The organism is Streptomyces sp. Sge12, assembly GCF_002080455.1.
Taxonomy (GTDB): Bacteria; Actinomycetota; Actinomycetes; order Streptomycetales; family Streptomycetaceae; genus Streptomyces.
Map to the genome: position 1 here is coordinate 1193810 of NZ_CP020555.1, position 22885 is coordinate 1216694.

Consider the following 22885-nt stretch of genomic DNA (forward strand, 5'->3'; position numbering starts at 1 on the left):
TCCTGCAGAGATGGGTCATTGTCCTGATCACGTGGTTCTCAGGCCGCCGCATCAAAGGCGGTCCGTCGCAGGCTCGCGCGCCGCGCAGCCGACACGGGCCCGCGTCGACCGCGGGAGGCCGTGCTGCGCTTGGGCCGCTCGGACACCGGTGCGGTGATGGTGACCGGGATGCCGGAGGGGGCCTGGGCGCCGGTGATGCGGTTCAGGGCCTCGTCGCCCGAGCGGACCTGGGTGGTCAGCGGGGTGATGCCCGCGGCCTGCATCAACCGGGCCATCTCGCGGCGCTGGTTGGGGGTGACGAGGGTGACGACGCTGCCGGACTCGCCGGCGCGGGCGGTACGTCCGCCGCGGTGGAGGTAGTCCTTCGGGTCGGTCGGCGGGTCGACGTTGACGACGAGGTCCAGGTTGTCGACGTGGATACCGCGCGCCGCCACGTTCGTGGCGACCAGCACGGTGACGTGTCCGGTCTTGAACCGGGCCAGGGTCCGGGTGCGCTGGGGCTGGGACTTTCCGCCGTGCAGGGCCGCGGCACGGACCCCGCTGTCGAGGAGGTCCTGGGTGAGGCGGTCCACGGCGTGCTTGGTGTCCAGGAACATGATCACCCGGCCGTCGCGGGCCGCGATCTCCGTCGTCGTCCGGTGCTTGTCGGCGCCGTGGACGTGCAGGACGTGGTGCTCCATCGTGGTGACCGCGCCCTGCGAGGGGTCGACGGAGTGCACGACCGGGTCGGTCAGGTAGCGCCGGACCAGCAGGTCGACGTTGCGGTCGAGGGTGGCGGAGAACAGCATCCGCTGGCCCTCGGGACGTACCTGGTCCAGGAGGGCGGTGACCTGCGGCATGAAGCCCATGTCGGCCATCTGGTCGGCCTCGTCGAGGACGGTGACGGCGACCTGGTTCAGGCGGCAGTCACCGCGGTCGATGAGGTCCTTGAGGCGGCCGGGCGTGGCGACGACCACTTCGGCTCCGGCACGCAGCGCACCGGCCTGGCGGTGGATCGGCATGCCGCCGACCACGGTGGCCAGGCGCAGCTTGACCGCCCGGGCGTAGGGGGTGAGGGCGGCGGTGACCTGCTGGGCGAGCTCTCGCGTCGGTACGAGGATCAGCGCGAGCGGCTGACCCGACTCGGCGCTCTGGCCGGCCGTACGGGCCAGCAGCGCGAGGCCGAAGGCCAGGGTCTTGCCGGAGCCGGTCCGGCCGCGGCCGAGGACGTCGCGGCCCGCGAGGGTGTTGGGCAGCGTCGCGGCCTGGATCGGGAACGGCGTGGCCATGCCCTCACGGGTGAGCGTGGTGAGCAGCTGGGCCGGCATGTCGAGGTCGGCGAATGCCTCGACGGCGTCCAGCGCGGGGGTGATCGTCTTCGGCGGTGCGAACTCGCCCTGGATCGCGGCGGGCCGGCGGCCGTATCCGCCCGAGCGGCTCGGGCTTCCGGAACGGCTCGGGGTCGACGGGCCGAAGCGGCTGCCCCGACCCGAACCGGCGCCGGTGCCGAAAGCGGGGCCGCTGGTGCGGCCGCGGGTGCGAGAAGAGCGCTCGTTGGTACGTGTGGGGTTCATGCGGAACCTTCCTTGATACGGCACGCATCAAGGAATTCCCGCAGCGCAGGGGCGCAGGGAATTGCGAGAACGGGCCGAATGGAATTCGATAGCGATCTGGCGGACAGGAATCTGTTCGGGCTCAGATGCTGAAACAGGTGGCGTCATGCGGACGGACGCGACAACCAGGAGAAGAAATCGGGTGCAGCTCCGAGAGGGCCAGTGGCCGGATCTCTCAATGCTTGATACCGCGGGTGAACGCACCGCGGAAAATGCGTGCAGCTGGGGCCCGCACCCCGAGGGATGCGGGCCCCAGCTGCAGAATGCGTGTCAGCGTCAGGCGGGAACGATGTTCTCGGCCGTCGGGCCCTTCTGGCCCTGCGCGATGTCGAAGGTGACCTTCTGGCCCTCGTTCAGCTCGCGGAAGCCCTGGGCGGCGATGTTCGAGTAGTGCGCGAACACGTCAGCGCCGCCACCGTCCTGCTCGATGAAGCCGAAACCCTTTTCCGCGTTGAACCACTTGACGGTACCAGCAGCCATGTCATGTCTCCTTTGGGGCAATACATCAACGTCTGCACTGTGCGAACGCCGTGTTGCCGCGATGATGGCCCGCCGGAAAATGACCGGGAAATACAAAACGCTTCCTGCGGACCGAAATCCGACTGGAGGCACTTGAAGTTCTTGGGTACCAAAACTGCAACCGAGATCGACAGTAGCACGCTGCAGCGGCTTGTGTGCGCCAGATATTTCTGGCTGCCGTGTGGCGGCAGAAACTCTCCCCGCAGGACCCGTTAAATCCTGAGGTCGCGGTGACAGATATTGATTCACCCCGAGCGCAGCGTTCTCAAGTGCTCGCCGTCGGCTGCAGGATGCGGCAGCGAGGTCGTCGGGGAGGTGGTCGGATTCGGAGTGCTCTCCGGCCCCGGTGGAGCGGAACTCGGGAAGCATCGGTGCGTCACCGGGCCGGGCCGGGCCGGGCCGGCAGCACTCTGCGTCGGCACCCTGCTCGGCGTCAGCCTGCCGAAGTGAAAAACGGGGCCCACCCGAGGCCCGCCACGCACCCGGTGTCGGGCGCGGTCGGACGGGCGAGGAAGGACGCCAGCACCTTCTGGGCGCAGGGCGACTGCGGGACCACCCAGTGTCCGATGCCGGGGACCTGCACGGTGGTCGCGTGGGGCAGCGCACGGGCCGTCTTCTGCGCCCAGCTCGCCCCGGTCTTCATGTCCCCCGTCCCGTTGAAGAAGAGGGTCGGCACCGAGCTGACGGGGTCCACCCGCATCGCGGCGGTGCGGTCCGGGACGTTCCAGACCCGGCACACCTGCTCCTGGAAGGCGAGTTGGGGGGCCTGGGCCAGGACCGGGTCCGGCCAGTCGGGGAAGGCGCGGCGGCCCGCGTTCAGTACGTCGGACGCCGAATGGTCCGGCACCCACTCGCTGCACACCACCGAATTCGTCAGGCCGTGGGCGGTCTGGCCGACGACCTGGGCGGCGCCGGCGGCGCGGGCCCGGGCGAAGCGCTCCGGACGTCCGCGGCCGAGTTCGTCGATCGCCGCCGGGACCTCGGCGAACGGAATCGCCTTGGCCACCAGCAGGTTCACCAGCGCGCCGCCGTCGAGGACGACCTTCACCGGGTCTCCGCCCTGCGGCGGCCGGACGTTCAGCGTCAGCGGGTGGGCGTCCAGCTTGCGCACCTGCTCGTTCAGGGTCCGCTCGATGTCCGGGTAGCGGCTCTTGCAGCGGGGATCCGCCGCACATGCCTTGAAGAGGTGGTCGAGCCCCTCCCGGGCGCCGGCCCAGGCGAAGGGCAGGGAGACGTACTGCGAAGGGGCGATCGAGTCGAGCGCCACCGCGCGGATCCCCTGGGGGTGCAGGCGCAGGTAGGTCATGGCCAGGTTGCTGCCGTAGGAGTGGCCGTAGACGTTCCACTGCTTGATGCCGAGGGCGGTGCGCAGGTCGGCGAAGTCGGCGGCGTTCTCGGTGCTGTTGTAGGCGCTCAGGTCGATTCCGTCGGCCGTCAGGCGCTCTCGGCACCGCTTCACCGCGTCGAGCATGAGCCGTTCCGTCTGCGGTGCGTAGGAAGGCAGCCCCACGGATGCGGAGTTGAAGCGGTCCAGCTCCGGGCAGGCGAGGTTCGGCTCGTCGTAGAGATTGCCGCGCTGGGCCATGACGATCAGTTCGCGGTCCCGGTTCAGGCCGGAGGAGACCAGGAACGGGATGTCGTCGAAGGTCTCGCCCCCGGGGCCGCCCGACATGAACACCACGGGGTCCTGGGCGGGCTTCGCCGAGGCGGCCGGGATGACGGCGACGGCCAGCCGGATGGTCCGGCCGCCGGGACGGGAGCGGTTCTCGGGGACCTCCAGATATCCGCACCGGGCGGTGGCCAGCGCTTCGATCGGCTCGGGGGTCTTGGGACAGGGCCCCGGGACGAAGCGTGACGCGACGACCCGGCCGGGGCCGGGGGTTCCGGTGGTTCCGGTGTGGGGCGATACGGCGCCCGCCGCGCTCGCGGCCGGTACCGCCAGGAGGCCCAGGGCCACCCCGGCCGCTGCTGCCCCGCTGCGGAAGCTGTGCTGTGCCATGCGACCCCGTTCCTGCGCCGATCGACGGCCGCCCCGCAGGGCGAGGCCGCGGGGCTACGGGCGTACCTCACACATTTCGACGCTAGCAGGCGGTCCGGCCGCCCGCACACGGGCCGCCGGCGGGTGCGGCGCGGGGCGGCGGGGTGGTCACGGGAATGCGGTACCGGGGACTTCCCCGGGCGGATCGGGGCTCGTCAAGAGGCGTATTAGTGGGACTTTCGGGACCGTCCGGCCGTCGCGGACAGTGGCGTTACGTCGTCGTTGATCGACCGATCCGACTGAGGAGACTGACCACCGCATGGCCACTCACGACCGCGGGCCGCTGCCCCTGACCCCGCCGCAGAACGGCGTCTGGTTCGCGCAGCAGCTCGACCCCACCCGCCTCGACTACACCATCGGCGAGTACCTGGAGATCCGCGGGGCGGTGGATCCGGAGCTGCTCGCCGAGGCGGTGCGCACCGTGGTGGCCGGAACCGAGACGCTCTGCGTGCGGTTCGCCGAGGTGGACGGGGTGGTGCAGCAGATACCGGCCGGGCCTCCGCCGCTGCGGATGGACACCGTCGACGTGAGCGCTCACCCCCACCCGGACGGCGAGTCCGAGCGGCTGATGCGCGCCGAGCTGGCCCGGCCGACGGACCTGGCGACCGGGGACGTGTGCCGCCAGCTGCTGGTGCGGACCGGTCCGCGGGCGTACCGCTGGATGCAGGCCTACCACCACCTCGTGGCCGACGGGGTCACCGGCTCGATCCTCGCGCGGTGGACCGCCGAGGTGTACTCGGCGCTGGTGGCGGGAGAGCCCGTACCGGCCCTCGAGAGCACGCCGTGGGAGCGGATCGTGGCCGGGGAGGAGGAGTACGCCCGCTCCGAGCGGTGCGCGGCGGACCGGGAGTTCTGGCGGGCCCGGCTGGAGGGCGCCCCCGAGCCCGTCTCCTTCACCGGGAGCGCCCCGGCGCCCGCGTCCGGTACGGCGGTGCGGGTGAGCGGCGAGCTCGACCCCGCCGACGCCCGCACCCTGCGCGAGGCCGCGCGCCGGCACGGGACGCGCTGGTCGGCGCTGGTGATGGCCGCGGCCGCCGCCCACCTGCACCGCGCGGGCAGCACCGAGGACGTGGTCCTCGGCCTGCCGGTCACCGGCCGCACCACCCAGGACGCCCGCCGGACGCCGGGGATGTTCTCCAAGGTCCTGCCGCTGCGGCTGACGGTGACCGGGGACACCACGGTCGGCGCACTGGTACGGAACACCTCCGCCGGCATCAAGGAGGCCCTGCGCCACCAGCGGTACCGGATCGAGGAGTACACCGGGAGCGGTCCGCGGCTGTGGGACGCCGCGGTCAACCTCATGTCCTTCGACTACGAGCTGTCCTTCGCCGGCGCGCCCGCGTCGGCGCACAACCTCGCGGTCGGACCCGTGGAGCACGTCTCCCTGAACGTCTACGACCGCGGCGGCGACAGCCCGCTGACCGTGCAGGCCGAGGGCGACGCCGCCGATATCGGCGCGGACGAACTCGAGGCGCTGCGCGTGCGGTTCACCCGCTTCCTGGTCGCGCTCGCCGCGGCCGAGGACGAGACTCCGGTCGGCTCGCTGCCCTTCCTGACCGCCGAGGACACCGAGCGCCTCGCCGGCTTCGCCGAGGGCGGTGGCGACCGCGCTCCCCGCGGCGGGCTGCTGCACACGCTGTTCGAGGAGGCGGCGGCGCGCGCACCCGAGTCGGTCGCCGTGGTCTGCGCCGGCGAGGAGGTCACCTACCGCGAACTCGACGCCTGGGCGCAGGACATCGCGGACCGGCTGCGGCCGGCCGTGGATCCGGGCACTGCGGTCGGCGTGTGCGTGGAGCGCTCCCCCGCGATGGTCGCGGCCCTGCTCGGGGTCCTGAAGGCGGGCGGCTGCTACGTACCGCTGGACCCCGGCCTGCCGCCGGAGCGGATCGCGTACATCGTGCGCGACGCGGGACTGCGCACGGTCGTCGCGGGGGCCGGCGCCCACGACCGGCTGCCGCACGACCTACCGTCCGTGGTCTTCGCGGGAGCGGTGGGCGATCCGGTCCGCGGGGGCCGCGGGGGCGCGGAGGTGCCGTCGGCCTCCGCCGCGTACCTGCTGTACACCTCGGGCAGTACGGGTGAGCCGAAGGGCGTCGTCGTCCCGCACGCGGCGGCCGTCGACTTCGTACGCGGCCACCTCGCGCTGTGCGGGGCGGGCGGCCCCGCCGGCTCCGCAGCGGGAGCAGGAGCGGGCGCCGGAGCCGGAGCCGGGCGTACGGAGCGGTTCCTCGGCTTCGCCTCGCTCTCCTTCGACGTGTCGGTCCTGGACGTCTTCGGCTCCCTGCTGAGCGGTTCCACCCTGGTGCTCGCCACCGACGCCGAGCGGGTCGACGTCGACCGGCTCCAGGCGCTGCTCGCCGAGCACGCGGTGACGGTCGCCGACCTCCCGCCGGCGCTCCTGCCGCTGCTGGACCCGGCCGCCCTTCCCGAGCTGCGGTTCCTGTCCACGGGCGGCGAGGCCCCGTCCGGGGACGCCGTCGACCGCTGGGCGGTGGACGGCCGCGAGGTCTGGAACGCCTACGGTCCGACCGAGGCGGCCGTGTCGGTCACCATGCACCGGGTGGTTCCGCCCTCGCACGGCCGGATCCCGCCGATCGGGCGGCCGATGGCCCACCACCGCGCGTACGTGGTGGACCGGGACCTGCGGCTGCTGCCGCCGGGGGCGACCGGTGAGCTGTGCGTGGCCGGTGCGGGGCTCGCCCAGGGGTACGCGGGGCGCGCGGCCATGACGGCCGACCGTTTCGTGCCCGACCCGTTCTCCGGTGTTCCCGGTGCGCGGATGTACCGGACGGGCGACCTGGTGCGCTGGTCGGTGCGCGGCGAACTGGAGTTCCTCGGGCGGGTGGACCGCCAGGTCAAGATCAACGGCCACCGGATCGAACTGGGCGAGATCGAGGCCGTGCTCGGCCGGCAGCCCTCGGTGGGGCAGGCCGCGGTGATCGTGCACGCGCCGGTCGGCGCCGCCCGGCGGCTGGTCGCCTTCGTGGCGCCGCCGCAGGACGGTGGTCCGGCGCCCGAACCGGAGGAGCTGACTGCGGAGTTGGGCCGGGTCCTGCCCGGCTACATGGTGCCCCGCACCATCGTGGCCGTGGACCGGCTGCCGCTCACCCCGGGCGGCAAGGTGGACCGCGCGCGGCTGCGCGTACCGCAGGCCGCGGCGCGTCCGGAGCGCCCCGAGCGCCCGTACGGAGCCGTGGAGTCGACCCTCGCGGCGCTGTTCTCCGAGGCCCTCGGCGTCACCGCCGCCCCCGACGACAACTTCTTCGAGCTCGGCGGTGACAGCATCACCGCCCTCACCCTGACCAGCCGGGCGCGGGCGCACGGCTTCTCCTTCACGTTGCGCGACGTGTTCGCGCACAAGACGGCGGCCGCCCTCGCCGCGGCCGTCGGCGAGCCGGCCGCCGCTGCGTCCCCGGCCGCCGCTCCGGCCCCCGACGCGTGCGGTCCGCTGCCCGCGACGCCGGTCATGCGATGGCTGCTGGACGGACCGGGCCCCATCGGGCGGTTCAGCCAGTCCATGGTGCTGGCGCTGCCCGGGGGCGCGGACGACGCGACGCTCGTACGGGTCCTGCAGTCGGTCGTGGACCGGCATGCGGCGCTGCGCCTCGGCGTGGCCGCCGGCCCCGGGGGACCGCTGTGCACGATCGGCGAGCCCGGCGTGGTCGACGTGTCCCGGCTCTACCGCACCGTGAGCGTGGCGGGGCTGGACGAGTCCGCCCGCGCCGAAACCATGGCCGAGGCGGCGCGGAAGGCGGCCGGGCAACTGGACCCCGCGGCCTCGGTGATGCTGCGGGCGGTGCGCTTCGACGCCGGTGGGGCCGCGCCGGACCGGCTGCTGCTGTGCGTGCACCACCTGGCCGTGGACGGGGTGTCCTGGCGGATCCTGACGGCCGACCTGGCCGCCGCCTGGGAGGCCGCCGTCGCCGGGCGTCCGCTGCCGGCCGCCGACGGCGAGGTCTCCTTCCGCGCCTGGGCCCGGCACCTCGAACTCCTCGCGCAGGCCCCGGAGGTGCTCGACGAACTCCCCTTCTGGCGCTCGACGCTGGAGACCCCCGGGGCGGAAGCGGACCCGCAGGCGCCGTGGAACCGGGTCCCCGACCCGGTGCGGGACACCGCGGGCACCACCCGCACGCTGACGCTCGACCTGCCCCGCGAGGTCGCCGGCCCGCTGCTGGCCGGGGTGCCCGGTGCGCTGCGCACCGGGCCGACCGAGGTGCTGCTCGCCGGACTGGTCCTGGCGGCCCACCGCCTGCGGTCCCCCAGGACCGCCGCCGGGCCGCTGCTGGTCGACCTGGAGGGCCACGGCCGTGTCGACCGCACCGGCCGCCACGACCTGGCACGCACCGTGGGCTGGTTCACCACCCAGTACCCGGTCCGCCTGGACCTGGACGGCCTCGACCTGGACGCGGCGGCCCGGGGCGGCGAGGCGCTCGCCGAACTGGTCGCCCGGATCCACACGGTGGTCGCCTCCGTACCGGACCACGGCACGGGCTTCGGCCTGCTGAGCCGACTCAATCCGGGGACCGCCGCGGAGCTGTCCGATCTCCCGCGCCCCCGGGTCCTGTTCAACTACCTCGGCCGGTTCTCCGGCGGGGACGAGACGCCCTGGAGCCCCGCCCCCGGGGCGGGCGGGCTGCGGGCCGACGTGGACCCGGCGATGCCCGTCGAGCACGCCCTGCAGATCGACGCCATGGCCGTGGACGGCGCCGACGGTCCCGCCTTCACCGCGGTCGTCACCCATCCGCGGGCCCTGCTGACCGACGCCGAGGCGGACGCCCTGGTGGCGGCCTGGGGCGAGGCGCTGCGCCTGCTGGCCGGCTGGACGGGCGCCGCCCGGCCGCGCCGCCTCACCCCCCGGGACCTGCCGCTGGTCCGGCTGACGCAGCCGGAGACGGACGCCCTGTCCGCACGCCACGCCGGGCTCGTCGACGTGCTGCCGCTCTCGCCGCTCCAGGAGGGGCTCTTCTTCCACTCCGCCTTCGACACGGGCGCGATGGACGCCTACACCGGCCAGCTCGTCCTCACCCTGGAGGGCCCGGTCGACGAGCGCGCCCTGCGGGCAGCGGGGGACCGGCTGCTGCGCCGCCACAGCGCACTGCGCTCCGCCTTCACCGACCAGGGCCTGGACCGCCCGGTGCAGGTCGTCCTCGAATCCGCCGAGGCGCCCTGGGAGACGGTGGACCTCGGCGGGCCCGGCTCCGCGGACCGGCAGCGGGAGTGGGAGCGGCTGCTGGCGGCCGACCGGGCCCGCCGCTTCGACCTGGAGCGGCCCCCGCTGGTGCGCTTCACCCTGGTCCGGTTCGGCGCCGACGAGCACCGGCTGGTCATGACGAACCACCACATCCTGTGGGACGGCTGGTCCTCGGCGGTCCTGCTGCGCGAACTGCTCGCCGGATACGCCGAGTACGCGGAGCACGCCGAACGGGCCGAGTACGCCGCATGCGCCGGGTCCCCCGACCCGGGCGGCACCGGCCCGCTCGCGGAAGGGGTTCCGTACCGCTCGCACCTGGACTGGCTGGCCCGCCAGGACCACCGCGCCGCCGAGGCCGCCTGGAGCGGTGCGCTGGCCGGGCTGGAGGAGCCGACCCTGCTGGGCGCGGCCGACCCCCACCGGATCGACGCCCTGCCCGAGCGGGCCGCGGTGGAGCTGTCGGCGGAGTTGACGGCGCGGCTCACCGCGCGGGCCCGCAGCGCAGGGGTCACCCTCAACAGCGTGGTCCAGGGCCTCTGGGCGGTGCTGCTGGGCCGGGTGACCGGGCGGGACGACGTGGTGTTCGGCGGGACCGTCTCCGGGCGCACCGCGGACGTCACGGGCATCGAGGAGATGGTCGGGCTGCTGATCAACACGCTGCCCGTGCGGTTCCGGATCCGGGAGGACGAGCCGCTGCTGGCCGCGCTCGCCCGGTTCCAGGACGAGCAGGCGGACCTGATGGACCACCAGCACGTCGGACTGGCCGGCATCCAGCGGGCGGCCGGGCTGGGCACCCTCTTCGACACCACGGTCGTCGTCGAGAACTATCCGCTCGACCTGGAGTCGATGCGGGACCTGGCCGGCGGGCCGCGGCTGACCGGGGTGGAGGGCTCGGACGCCACCCACTACACGGTCAACCTCATCGTGCTGCCCGGGGAGCGGCTGCGGCTGCACCTGGACCACCGTACGGACGTCCTCGACGCGCGGACGGCGCGCAGTCTGGGCGAGGCGCTGGAGCGGCTGCTGACGGCCGTCGCCGACGCCCCCTCCACCCCGGTCGGGGAGGTGGACCTGCTCTCCGACGAGCAGCACCGGCTGATCCGGGAGTGGAACGGCACGGCCGTGCCCGTCCCCCGCACCACGCTGGTGGAGCTGTTCGCGCAGCAGGTGGCGCGGACCCCGGACGCCCCGGCGACCGTCTTCCGCGGCGAGCGCCTGACGTACGCCGAACTCGACGCCCGCGCCGAGCGGCTGGCGCGGGAGCTGTGCGCCCGGGGCGCCGGTCCGGAGCGGATCGTCGCGGTCGCCCTGCACCGCTCCACCGAGATGGTGGTCTCGCTGCTGGCCGTGCTGAAGTCGGGGGCGGCCTACCTTCCGGTGGACCCCTCGCTCCCGGCGGACCGGATCGCGTACCTGCTGTCCGACGCCGAGCCCGTCCTGCTGCTCGCCGACGACGCCGTGGCGGACGCGCTGCCGGCTGCCGCGGACCTGCCGCGGCTGGATCCGGGGGCCGTCCACGGCGGGGGCGGCGGTGCGCTGCTGCGGGCGCCGCTGCCCGCGCACCCCGCGTACGTGATCTACACGTCCGGGTCGACGGGACGGCCCAAGGCCGTCGTCGTCGAGCACTCGGCCATCGTCAACCGGCTGCTGTGGATGCAGGACCGGTACCGGCTGGGCGCGGACGACCGGGTGCTCCAGAAGACCCCGTTCGGCTTCGACGTATCGGTGTGGGAGTTCTTCTGGCCGCTGCTGACCGGTGCGGCCCTGGTCGTCGCCGAGCCCGGCGGGCACAGGGACCCCGCCTACCTCACGCGGGTGATCCAGGAGGAGGCGGTCACCACCGTCCACTTCGTGCCGTCCATGCTGGCGGCGTTCGTGGAGGACCCGCAGGCGGGCCGCTGCCGGTCGCTGCGGCGGGTCGTGTGCAGTGGCGAGGCCCTGCCGGAGGAGCTGAAGAACCGCTTCCTCGATGTGCTCGACGTGCCCCTGCACAACCTGTACGGGCCCACCGAGGCGGCCGTGGACGTCACGCACTGGGACTGCCTCCGCGAGGAGACCGGGCCCGTGCCGATCGGCCGGCCGATCTGGAACACCTCGCTGTACGTGCTCGACCCGCGCGGGCGGCCCGTCCCGGTGGGCGTGGCGGGCGAGCTGTTCCTCGCGGGCGCGGGCCTGGCCCGCGGGTACCTGCGCCGTCCGGCGCTGACCGCGGAGCGCTTCCCGCTGGACCCGTTCGGGCCGCCGGGCTCGCGCATGTACCGCACCGGCGACCTGGCCCGGCACCGGGCCGACGGCTCGGTGGAGTACCTCGGCCGCACCGACGACCAGGTCAAGATCCACGGCTTCCGGATCGAACTCGGCGAGATCGAGACGGCGCTGGGTCGGCTTCCCGGGGTGGGACGGGCCGCGGTCGTCGTCCGCGAGGACGTCCCGGGCGAGCGCAGGCTCGTCGGGTACTTCGTCCCGGAGGCCGGAACGGCCCTGGATGCGGAGGCGATGCGCGCCGAACTGGCCCGCTCCCTGCCGGAGTACATGGTGCCGCTACTGGTCGTCGTGGACGGGCTGCCCGTCACGGCGAACGGCAAGCTCGACCGCAGGGCGCTCCCGGCGCCCGCCGCGGCGGCCGCCGCCACCGGGTACGAGCCGCCCGCCGGGGAGACCGAGGAACTGGTCGCCATGGTGTGGGCCTCCGTCCTGGACGCCCCGCGGATCGGCCGCCACGACGACTTCTTCGCCCTCGGGGGCCATTCGCTGAGCGCCACCCGGGTGGCGGCCCGGCTGCGCCAGTCCCTCGGGCTCGACCTGCCCCTGCACACCCTCTTCGAACAGCGGACCGTCGCCGCCCTCGCCACCGCCGTCGAAACGGTGCTGCTGGCCGAACTGGAGGCCGAGGCGGCCCCGTTCGACGCACACGCCGAGACCGCCGGCGGCACCGCCACGGCCCCCGCCATCGATGGCGTTCCTTCACTCGTACTTCAGGGAGAGACCTCGTGACCACCCAGGAGAGCCTGCCCGCCGGCGTGGACGGCCGGCTGGCCGCCGCCCGCGAGCTGCTGCGCCGCCGTGTGCGCGCCGCACTGGACGACTCGGCGGCCGGCACCGCCACCCCGTCGGCCCCCACCGCGGCCACCGACGCCACCGCCGACGACGGCGGCCCCGACCTCGCGCCCGTCGCCTCCTTCGCCCAGGAGCGGATGTGGCTGGTGGACCGGATGATGGACGGCACCCCCGGCTATGCGATCCCCGAGGTCGTCCGGCTGCGCGGCCCCGTCCGGCCCGACCTGCTGCGCCGGAGCCTGACCGCCGTCGTGGCCCGCCACGCACCGCTGCGCACCGTCTTCGAGGAGCGCGACGGCGCCCCGCACCCGGTGGTCCTGCCCGCGCCGGAGGCCTTCCCGCTGCCGGTGCTGGACCTGGGCGACGCCCCCCTCTCGGAGCTGGAGGAGCGGGCCCACGCCCTGGCCCGGGAGGAGGTCCGCGGGGCCTTCGACCTCGCGGCGGGCCCGCTGCTGCGCGCCCTGCTGATCCGGCTCGGCGCCGAGGACCACCTGCTGGTGCTGGTGGTCCACCACATCGCGACCGACGGCTGGTCCATGGGGCTGCTCTGGCAGGAGCTCTCCGAGGGCTACGCGGCCCTGCTCGCGGACCGGCCGCCCGTACGGGCAGCGCTCCCCCTGGACTACCAGGCGTACGCCCGCACCCAGCGCGACCGCTTCGCCTCGGGTGCGATGAACGGGCAGCTGCGCTGGTGGGAGAAGTCCCTCGCAGGTCTGGAACCCCTCGAACTGCCCACGGACCGGCCCCGGCCCACCCGCCGCAGCGGCGACGGCGCGAGCCTGGACTTCACCCTCGACGCCCGCCTCACCGCACGGCTGCGCGGGATCGCCGAGAGCGGCGGCGCCACCCTGTTCATGACGCTGCTGGCCGGCTTCCAGGCCGCCCTGGCCCGGTTCTCCGGCCGCACCGACATCGCCGTCGGCACTCCGGTCGCCGGGCGCGACCGGGTGGAGCTGGAGCCCCTCGTCGGGTTCTTCGTCAACACCGTGGTGCTGCGCGCCGACCTGTCGGGCGAGGTGGGGTTCCGCGAGCTGCTCGGCCGGGTCCGCCGGGCGACCGTGGACGCGTACGACCACCAGGAGGTGCCCTTCGACCGCCTGGTGGAGCACCTGAGCCCCGAGCGCGTCGGCGACCGCAACCCGCTCGTGCAGGTGATGTTCGCGTCGGCGCCGGACGAGACGGCCGGGCTGCGGCTGCCGGGCCTGGAGGCACAGGCCGTGCGGACCGACTTCGGCGGATCCCTCTTCGACCTGAGCGTCTTCGTCTCCGAGGGCGCCGAGACCTGCTCCGGCTCGCTCGTCTTCGACACCGACCTGTTCGACCGGGCCACCGCCGAACTCGTCCTCGGCCACTACCTGGAGCTGCTGGCCTCCGCCGCCGAGGAGCCCGACCGGCCCCTGGCCGAACTGCTGCCCTCCGCCCCGACCGCCGCCCGGCTCACCGCCGAGGGCCACGGCGCGGCCCGCTCCGATCTCGCCCCGGCCTCCCTGGTCGAGCTGTTCGCCGAGCAGGCCCGGCGCACCCCCGCGGCCGAGGCCGTGGTCTGCGGCGCCGACCGCCTGACCTTCGCCGAACTCGACCGCCGCTCGGACCTGTTGGCGGCCCGACTGGCCGACGCCGGGGTGGTGCGCGAATCGCCGGTGGCCCTGCTGATGGAGCGCTCGGTCCACCTCCCGGTGGCGATCCTGGCCGTCCTGAAGGCCGGCGGGCTCTACGTCCCGCTCGGCGAGGGGTTCCCCGTCGCCCGGCTGCACTGGATGCTGGAGCGGACCGGCGCCCGCCTGCTGCTCGCCGATGCGGCGACGGCCGGCCACGAGGCCGTTAGTACCTCGCCGGTGCCGGTGCTCGACGCGACCGGCCCGGTGGCCGGGGCCCCGGCCGCCGCACCGGGTCCGTACCCGCCCTGCTCGCCGGACCAGTTGGCGTACGTGATGTACACCTCCGGTTCCACGGGCGAGCCGAAGGGCATCGGCGTCACGCACGCCAACGTCGCGGCGCTCGCCCGGGACACCTCCTTCGGCGCCGCGCACCGCCGGGTGCTGGCGCACTCCCCGCTGTCGTTCGACGCCTCGACGTACGAACTGTGGGTGCCGCTGCTGTCCGGCGGACAGGTGGTCATGGCGCCGCCCGGCCGGGTGGACACCGCGGCCCTGACCCGGCTGGTGCAGGAGCACCGGATCACATCGCTGTTCCTCACGGCCGCCCTCTTCAACCTGGTGGTCGAGGAGTGCGTGGAGCTCCTGACGCACGTGCGGGAGGTGTGGACGGGCGGTGAGGCCGCCTCCCCGCACTCCTTCGCCCGCGCCCTGGAGCAGGCGCCCGAGACCGTCCTCGTCAACGTCTACGGGCCCACCGAGACGACCACCTTCGCCACGCGGCACCGGCTGGACCCGCGCGCCGGAGCCGTCGTGGACGGCCGGATCCCCATCGGCACCGCGCTGGACGACACCCGCCTCTACGTCCTGGACGAGCGCGGTCGCCCGGTGCCGCAGGGCGCCGTCGGCGAGCTGTGCATCGGCGGCACCGGCGTGGCCCGCGGCTACCTGGGCCGGCCGGGCCTGACCGCGCGGCAGTTCACCCCCGATCCGTACGGCGCCCCGGGCGCCCGCATGTACCGGACGGGCGACCTCGCCCGGCGGCGCCCCGACGGCGCCGTCGACTACCTCGGCCGGAGCGACCAGCAGGTCAAGATCCGCGGCCACCGCATCGAGCCGGGCGAGATCGAGGCCGAGCTGACCCGCTGCCCGCAGGTCGGGCACGCCGCGGTGGTGGTCCGCGAGGACGCCCCCGGCGAGCAGCGGCTCGTCGCCTACGTGGTGCCCACGGAGGGGCGGGCGGCCGAGCCGGCCGAGCTGCACCGGGTACTCGCCGTACGGCTGCCCGCGTACATGCTGCCCTCGGCGATCGTGCCGCTCGACGCGCTGCCGTTCACCCCGAACGGAAAACTGGACCGGCGCGCGCTGCCCGCTCCGCCCGAGGAGGGGGTGCGCCGGGCCGAGTTCGCCGCACCGGCGACGCCGATGGAGGAACTCGCCGCGTCGGTGTGGGGCGAGGTGCTGGGCACCGAGCGGATCGGCCGCCACGACGACTTCTTCGCGCTCGGCGGACACTCCCTGCGGGCCACCCGCGCCGTCTCGCGGCTCGGCGCCCGCCTGGGCACCGGGGTGCCGCTGCGGCTGCTCTTCGAGCACCCGACGCTGGAACGGTTCGCCGCGGCGCTGGACGCCCTGCGTACGGACGCGGCCGGCACGGCCTCGACCGCGACCGCCGTCACGGCGATCGGCGCCCGGCCCGCCGGGGAGCCCGCGCCGCTGTCCTTCGCCCAGCAGCGCCTGTGGTTCCTGGACCAGCTCCAGCCCGGCCGCCCCGACTACAACATCCCCGTCGCGGCCCGGCTGCGGGGCCCGCTCGACGCCGACGCGCTGGCCGCCGCGCTGAGCACGGTGGTGACCCGGCACGAGGTGTTGCGCTCCCGGATCACCGAGGGCCCGCTAGGCCCCGTACAGACCGTGGAGGCGCCGGAGGTCTTCGCCCCCGTCCGCACCGACCTGGGGGACCTGCCCCCGGAGGAGGCCCGCTCGCGGGCGCTCGGCCTGGCCCACGCGGATGCCGCCACCCCCTTCGACCTGGGCTCCGCTCCCCTGCTGCGGGCCCGCGTGGTGCGGGTCGCGGACGACGAGCACCTCCTCGTCCTGGTCCTGCACCACACGGTCGGCGACGGCTGGTCGATGCCGGTGCTGTGGCGGGAGCTGTCCGGCGCCTACGCGGCGCTGCGCCGCGGCGAGCAAGCCGTACTGCCGGAACTGAGCGTCCAGTACGGGGACTTCGCCCACTGGCAGCAGAGCCGGCTGGCGAACGGCGGGGCCGACGCGGGGATCGCCCACTGGCGGGAGGCCCTGGCCGGGCTCCCGGCGCTGGAACTGCCCACGGACCGGCCGCGGCCGCAGGTGCGCTCCGGCGCGGGCGACTCCTTCGTCTTCGAGGTCCCGGCCGAACTCGCCGAGCGGCTCGGCGCGCTGGCCCGGGAGCGCGGCGCCACCCTGTTCATGGTGCTGCTGGCCGGCTTCCAGGCGTTGCTGGCCCGCTACACGGGCCAGGCCGACATCGCGGTGGGCTCGCCCATCGCCGGCCGCGACCGCACCGAACTGGAGCCGCTCATCGGCTTCTTCGTCAACACCCTCGTCCTGCGCACCGACCTGTCCGGCGACCCGGCCTTCGGCGAACTGCTGGGCCGGGTGCGCCGCACCGCACTCGCCGCGTACGAGCACCAGGACGTCCCCTTCGACCGGCTGGTGGAGGAGCTGCGGCCGGAGCGCGACCTCAGCCGCAACCCGCTGTTCGACGTGCTGTTCCAGCTGCATCCCGAACAGCTCGCCGCCCTGCCGCTGGACGGTGTGGAGGTCGAGGACCTCGACACCTCCAACGGGACGGCCAAGTTCGACCTCAGCCTCGCCATGACGGAGCACGCGGGCGGTCTGACGGGCACGGTGCAGTACGCGACGGACCTCTTCGACCGGGCCACGGTCGAGCGGTTCGGCGCGCACTACCTGCGGCTGCTGGCCGGCGCCGCCGAGGAGCCCGACGCGCCGCTGTCCCGGCTGGACGTCCTGTCCCCGCAGGAGCACGCCGCCCTGCTCGGGGAGGAGCCGGGGCCGCGCGCGGACCGGCCGGCGGACCGGACCCTGCACTCCCTGGTGGCGGAAGCGGCCCGGCTGCGGCCGGACGCCCCCGCCGTGACCTGCGCGGGCCGCACCACCAGCTACGCGGAGCTCGACGCGGCCGCCAACCGGCTGGCCCACCGGCTGCGGCAGCTCGGGACCGGCCCGGAGACCACGGTGGCCGTGCTGGCCGGGCGCGACCTGCGCATGCTGGTCTGTGTCCTCGCGGTCCTGAAGGCCGGCGGTGCCTACCTGCCCCTCGACGCGGGGCACCCGGCCGAGCGGCTCCGCACGGTCCTGGCCGACAGCGGCGCCCGGCTGGTGCTGACGGCGGGCCTGCCCGGCGGGCTGCCCGCGGACCTGGCCGGCGCCGTACCGGTCCTGGACCTCGACCTGGACGCCGAGCAGCACCGGGTGGACGCCCTGCCCGCCACGGAGCCGCCCGCCACGGCCTCCCCCGCACACCTCGCCTACCTGCTGTACACCTCGGGGTCCACGGGCCGCCCCAAGGGCGTGGCCGTCACGCACGCCGCGATCACCGGCTATCTGGCGGCGCTCACCTCCACCTTCGGGCTCGGGCCCGACGACGCGGTGCTCGCCCGTACGGCGCTGACCTTCGACCCGTCGGTCCGTGACCTGTTCGCCCCCCTGACCACCGGCGGCCGGATCGTCCTCGCCTCCCAGGACGAGTCCGGGGATCCGGACGCCCTGGCCCGGCTGCTGCACGCCGAGGACGTGACGGCGCTGCTGTCGATCGTCCCGTCGATGCTGGAGCCGCTGGTCGGCGCCGTGGCCGCGGGACAGGGGCCCTCGCCGGCCCTGCGGCTGGTGATGACCACCGGTGAGGCGCTGACGCCCGGGCTGGCCCGGGCCGCGCACGCCCTGGGCACGCCCGGCCGGCTGCGGCTGGTCAACCAGTACGGCCCGACGGAGTGCACCAACACCACCACCTACCACGAGGTGACGGACGCCGACATCGAGGCGGGCCGCATCCCCATCGGGCGGCCGCTGCCCGGCGCCCGCGTGCTGGTGCTCGGCGAACACCTCGAACCGCTGCCCCGGGGAGCGATCGGTGAACTCTTCATCGCCGGACGCGGGGTGGCCCGCGGCTACCTCGGCGATCCCGCCCGCACCGCCGAGGCGTATCCGCCGGACCCGTACGGTCCGCCCGGCGCGCGCATGTACCGCACCGGTGACCTGGCGCGGCTGCGCTCCGACGGGGTGCTGGAGTTCCACGGCCGCCGGGACAACCAGGTCAAGGTCCGGGGCCACCGCATCGAACTCGGCGAGGTCGAGGCCGCCCTGCTGCGCCACCCGGACGTCGCCCGGGCCGTGGCCGCCGCGCACGGCGAGGGAGCCGACCGGATGCTCGCCGCGTACGTCGTCTGGCGGGACGGGGGCGGCGATCCGGCCGCCGTACTGGACTTCGTACGCGCGGCCCTGCCGGCCGCGATGGTGCCGTCCGCGCTGGTGGTGCTGGACGCGCTGCCGCTGACGCCGAACGGGAAGACCGACCGCAGGGCGCTGCCCGCGCCGGAGGCCGGCACCGCCGGCGGCCACCGCGCGCACGTCGCCCCGCGCACCGCGCTGGAGCGGACGGTCGTCGAGGTCTGGGAGGAGGTGCTCGGGGAGGGCCCCATCGGGGTCCGCGACCACTTCTTCGAGCGCGGCGGGCACTCGCTGCGCGCCACCCGGGTCATCTCCCGGCTGCGCGCCCTGCTGGAGCTGGACATCCCCATGCAGCTGCTCTTCCGGCACCCGGTGGCCGAGGACCTGGCCCGGGCGCTGGCCTCGCTGGGTGCGGCGGACGCGTCGGAGCCGGTGATCCCCGCGCTGCCCGTGGGGCCGGGCCCACTGTCCTTCGGGCAGCAGCGGCTGTGGCTGCTGGACCGGCTCCAGCCGGGCCGGCCCGACTACAACATGCCCGGCGCCGTGCGGTTGACCGGGGAGCTGGACCGCGCCGCCGCGCTGGGCGCGCTGGCGGACGTCGTGGCCCGGCACGAGGTGCTGCGCTCGCGGATCGAGGAGAGCGGGGAGAGCGGCGGCGAGGGGCTCTTCGCGGCCCGTGTCGTGCCCGGTCCGGCCTCGATGTTCACCCCGCTGTTCACCGACCTGTCGGAGCTGGGGGCGGCGGCCGGGGAGCGGGCACGGGAGCTGGCGGCGCAGGACGCCGCGCTTCCCTTCGACCTGGCCGCGGCGGGCCCGCTGCGGGCCCGGCTGGTGCGGATCGCCCCGCAGGAGCACCTGTTGGTGATCGTCGCCCACCACATCGCTTTCGACGGCTGGTCGGTGGGGGTGTTCTGGCGGGAGTTCTTCGCCGCCTACCGGGCCCGCACCCTCGAAGGGGCCGAGCCGCTGCCGGAACTCGCCGTCTCCTACCGCGATTTCGCGTCCTGGCAGCGCGAACGGCTGAGCGGTGACGCCCTCGCGGGCACCCTGGACTACTGGCGGGGGCGGCTCGACGGGCTCGCCCCGCTGGACCTGCCCACCGACCGGCCCCGGCCGGCCACCCCGTCCGGGCGCGGCGAGCAGTTCTCCTTCGAACTGCCCGAGCCGCTGCTGCGGGACCTGCGCGACCTGGGCCGCCGGCACGACGCGACCCTGTTCATGGTCCTGCTGGCAGGCTTCCAGGCCCTCCTGGCCCGCTGGTCGGGCGGCGAGGACGTGGCGGTGGGCTCCCCCATCGCCGGTCGCGACCGCACCGAACTGGAGCCGCTCATCGGCTTCTTCGTCAACAGCCTGGTGCTGCGCACCGACCTGTCCGGCGATCCCGGCTTCGGCGAGCTGCTGGACCGGGCCCGTGAGACGGCCCTGGGTGCGTACGCCCACCAGGAAGTGCCCTTCGAGCGCCTGGTGGAGGAAGTGCGGCCAGAACGCGACCTGAGCCGCAACCCGCTGTTCCAGGTGATGCTGGTGCTCGACGAGGAGGCCTCGAAGCCGCCCGCCCTGCCCGGACTGGACGTGGAACCGCTCTCGCTGGCCAGTGGCGCCTCGAAGTTCGACCTGTCGCTGTACTTCGTCGAGGAGGAGGGAGCGCTGCGCGGCGAGGCGGTGTTCGCCACCGACCTCTTCGACCGGGCGAGCGTCGAGCGGATGACGTCGGCGCTGGCCGAGCTGCTCGCGGCCGCGGTGGCCGATCCCGCCACCCCGTTGGGCGCCCTGCCCCTGATGGGTGCGGCCGAGGAGGCCCGGCTGCTGGACGCGGGCCGCGGGGTCGCCGAGCCGGGCGCCGGCCGGGCGCTCCCCGTGCTCGTCGGCGAGCAGGTCTCCCGTACGCCGGGGGCCGTCGCCGTGGACGACGGTGAACGGGCCCTGACGTACGCCGGGTTGTGGGAGGCATCGGGTCGGCTGGCCCGGGAGCTGGCCCGCCTGGGCGTGGGTCCGGAGACGGCGGTGGCCGTGTGCGCGGAGCGCTCCGTGCTGCTTCCGGCGGCGCTGCTGGGCGTGCTGCGTTCCGGCGGCATGTACGTGCCCGTGGACCCCGGGTATCCGGCCGACCGGATCGGCTACATGCTCGCGGACAGCGGCGCCCGGGTCCTGGTGGTGTCGGGTCTGCCCGGCGCTCCCGGGGCGCCGGACGGGGTCGCCGTGGTGGACCTCGACGCCCTGGCCGGGGCCGCCGCCCCCGCGGGCGGCGACCTCGGACCCGTGCGGCCGGAGCAGGCCCCGGAGCCGGAGCAGCTGGCGTACGCCCTGTACACCTCGGGCTCCACGGGACGCCCGAAGGGGGTGACCGTCCCGCACCGGGCGCTGGCCAACTTCACCCGGGACATGGTGCGCAGGCTGGAGCTGACGGCCGGTGACACGGTCGCGGCCGTCACCACCGCCTCCTTCGACATCGCCGTGCTGGAGCTGCTGGTCCCGCTCGTGTGCGGTGCGACCGTACGGGTCGTCGACCGGGACACCGCCCGGGACGGCACCCTCCTCGCGAAGGAGCTGGACGCGGCGCCGGTCACGGTCGTCCAGGCCACCCCGGCGACCTGGCACCAGCTGATGGAGTCCGGCTGGCAGGCGCCCCGCGTACGGGCCCTGTGCGGCGGCGAGGCGCTGCCGCCGGCCCTGGCCGAGCGGATGCGCACGGCGCTGGGCACGGTCCGCAACGTGTACGGGCCGACGGAGACCACCGTCTGGTCCACGGCCCACCGGCTGTCCGGTCCGGTCGGTGACGGGCCGGTGCCCATCGGCTCGGCGCTCGCCAACACCCGGCTGCACGTGCTGGACGCGAACCTGAGGCCGGTACCGGTCGGCGTCTTCGGCGAGCTCTACATCGGCGGTGACGGGGTGGCCCGCGGCTACCACGGGCGGCCGGCGCTGACCGCGGACCGGTTCGTACCCGACCCGTACGCGGCGGGCGAGCGGCTGTACCGCACCGGTGACCTCGTACGCCGCCTCGCGGACGGCGGCCTGGAGTACCGCGGCCGGGCCGACGGCCAGGTCAAGGTGCGCGGCCACCGGATGGAGCTCGGCGAGATCGAGTCCGCGCTCGCCCGCCACCCGCGGGTGGCGGCGGCCGCCGTGGCCGTCCACGGCACGGGAGTGGACGCCGTGCTGGCCGGCTACGTGACCTGGCGGGAGGGGACGGGCGAGCTCCAGGAGCTCGGCGACTTCCTGCGCCAGGACCTCCCCGAGTACATGGTGCCGGCCGTCCTCACGGCGCTGGACCGGCTCCCGCTCACCCCGAACGGCAAGCTCGACCGCAAGGCGCTGCCCGCTCCTTCGGCGGACGCGGTGCGCGGCGGGGGCGCGGGGCGGATCGCCCCGCGCGACACCACCGAGCTGCGGATGGCGCGGCTGTGGGAGCAGACCCTCGGCATGTCCCCGATCGGGGTGCGCGACGACTTCTTCGCGCTCGGCGGCCACTCGCTCAAGGCCTTCGCCCTGATGGCGGCCGTGCGCCGGGAGTTCGGGGTGGAGCTGCCGCTGAACATGGTCTTCCGCCGGCGTACCGTCGAGCTGCTCTGCGAGGCGCTGCCGCAGGCGGGGGCGGCCGCAGCCAGGCTGCTGGTCCCGCTCGCCGACGGGGACCCGTCCAGGCCGCCGCTGGTCCTGGTCCATCCGCGGGGCGGCGACGTCGTCTGCTACCGGGACCTGGTGCGGGACCTGTCCGCCCGTCCCGGGGGCGCCCGGCGGGTCCTCGGCCTGGAGTCCGTGGGCTACAACACCGGTGAGACGCCGCTGGAGCGGGTGCCCGAGATGGCCGAGCGCTACCTGGCCGCGCTCCGCGAGGAGCAGCCGCAGGGCCCGTACCTCCTCGCCGGCTGGTCGTTCGGCGGGATGGTGGCCTACGAGATGGCCGCCCGGCTGGAGGCCGCAGGTGAGGAGGTGGCCTTCCTCGGGCTGATCGACGCGGCCGCGCCGGGTGCCGCTGCCGGCAGCCGGTCCGCTGCGGCCGGGCCGGGCGATCCGGACCTGTTGCGGTACGGCATCGCGGCGGGCCTCGACGCCGGCTCGGCGCGCGAACTGGACGAGGAGGAACTGCTCGACGTCCTGGTGCGCCGCGGCCGCGAGGAGGGCACCCTCCCGCGTACGTCCCCCACGGAGGCCCTGCGCAGGCTGCTGCGGGTCGCCGAGGCGAACGGCGCGGCCTCCGCCGCCTACCGCACCGACGCCGTACTCGGTGTCGACCTGCACCTGTTCACGGTCGACGAGCGGCACCCCGAGCTCGCGACCCCGCTGGTGGACCCGGCGGCCTGGCGGCCGCGCACCGCGGGGGCCGTCGTACGGGCCGCGGTCCCGGGCAACCACCACGACCTGGTGGACCCCCCGCACTGCGCCGCTCTGGCGCAGCTGCTCGCCGCGGCCCTGCCCCGCTGACCCACCCCACTCCACC

At 74.9% G+C, this 22885-nt stretch carries 5 protein-coding genes; 2 read left to right on the top strand and 3 right to left on the bottom strand.

Annotation, left to right across the window (positions count from 1 at the left end; translation table 11 throughout):
- Nucleotides 1–38: 38 nt before the first annotated feature.
- The 3 genes from B6R96_RS05560 to B6R96_RS05570 form a co-directional block, all read right to left on the bottom strand.
- A complete protein-coding gene (locus tag B6R96_RS05560; RefSeq protein WP_081521802.1) occupies nt 39–1553 on the bottom strand; it encodes a DEAD/DEAH box helicase in 1515 nt (504 codons plus the stop codon).
- 315 nt (nt 1554–1868) lie between these two features.
- On the bottom strand, nt 1869–2072 hold the full coding sequence (locus B6R96_RS05565) for a cold-shock protein (protein WP_008734853.1): 204 nt from the start codon (nt 2070–2072) through the stop codon (nt 1869–1871).
- 472 nt (nt 2073–2544) lie between these two features.
- Complete coding sequence (locus B6R96_RS05570) at nt 2545–4110, bottom strand: alpha/beta fold hydrolase (protein WP_081521803.1); 1566 nt, start codon at nt 4108–4110, stop codon at nt 2545–2547.
- 298 nt (nt 4111–4408) lie between these two features.
- Between B6R96_RS05570 and B6R96_RS05575 the strand changes: the two genes are divergently transcribed.
- Nucleotides 4409–12334, top strand: a complete 7926-nt coding sequence (locus tag B6R96_RS05575) for a non-ribosomal peptide synthetase (protein ID WP_081521804.1) — start codon at nt 4409–4411, stop codon at nt 12332–12334.
- The gene (locus tag B6R96_RS05580; protein ID WP_081521805.1) at nt 12331–22869 is read left to right on the top strand and encodes an amino acid adenylation domain-containing protein; all 10539 of its coding nucleotides are present in this window, start codon (nt 12331–12333) and stop codon (nt 22867–22869) included. The genes B6R96_RS05575 and B6R96_RS05580 overlap by 4 nt, the downstream gene beginning before the upstream one ends.
- Nucleotides 22870–22885 lie beyond the last annotated feature (16 nt).

Excerpts from the sequence above, each read along its gene's own strand:
- B6R96_RS05565 (WP_008734853.1), bottom strand. The coding sequence starts at position 2,072 with ATGGCTGCTGGTACCGTCAAGTGGTTCAACGCGGAAAAGGGTTTCGGC.
- B6R96_RS05560 (WP_081521802.1), bottom strand. The coding sequence starts at position 1,553 with ATGAACCCCACACGTACCAACGAGCGCTCTTCTCGCACCCGCGGCCGC.
- B6R96_RS05575 (WP_081521804.1), top strand. The coding sequence starts at position 4,409 with ATGGCCACTCACGACCGCGGGCCGCTGCCCCTGACCCCGCCGCAGAAC.
- B6R96_RS05570 (WP_081521803.1), bottom strand. The coding sequence starts at position 4,110 with ATGGCACAGCACAGCTTCCGCAGCGGGGCAGCAGCGGCCGGGGTGGCC.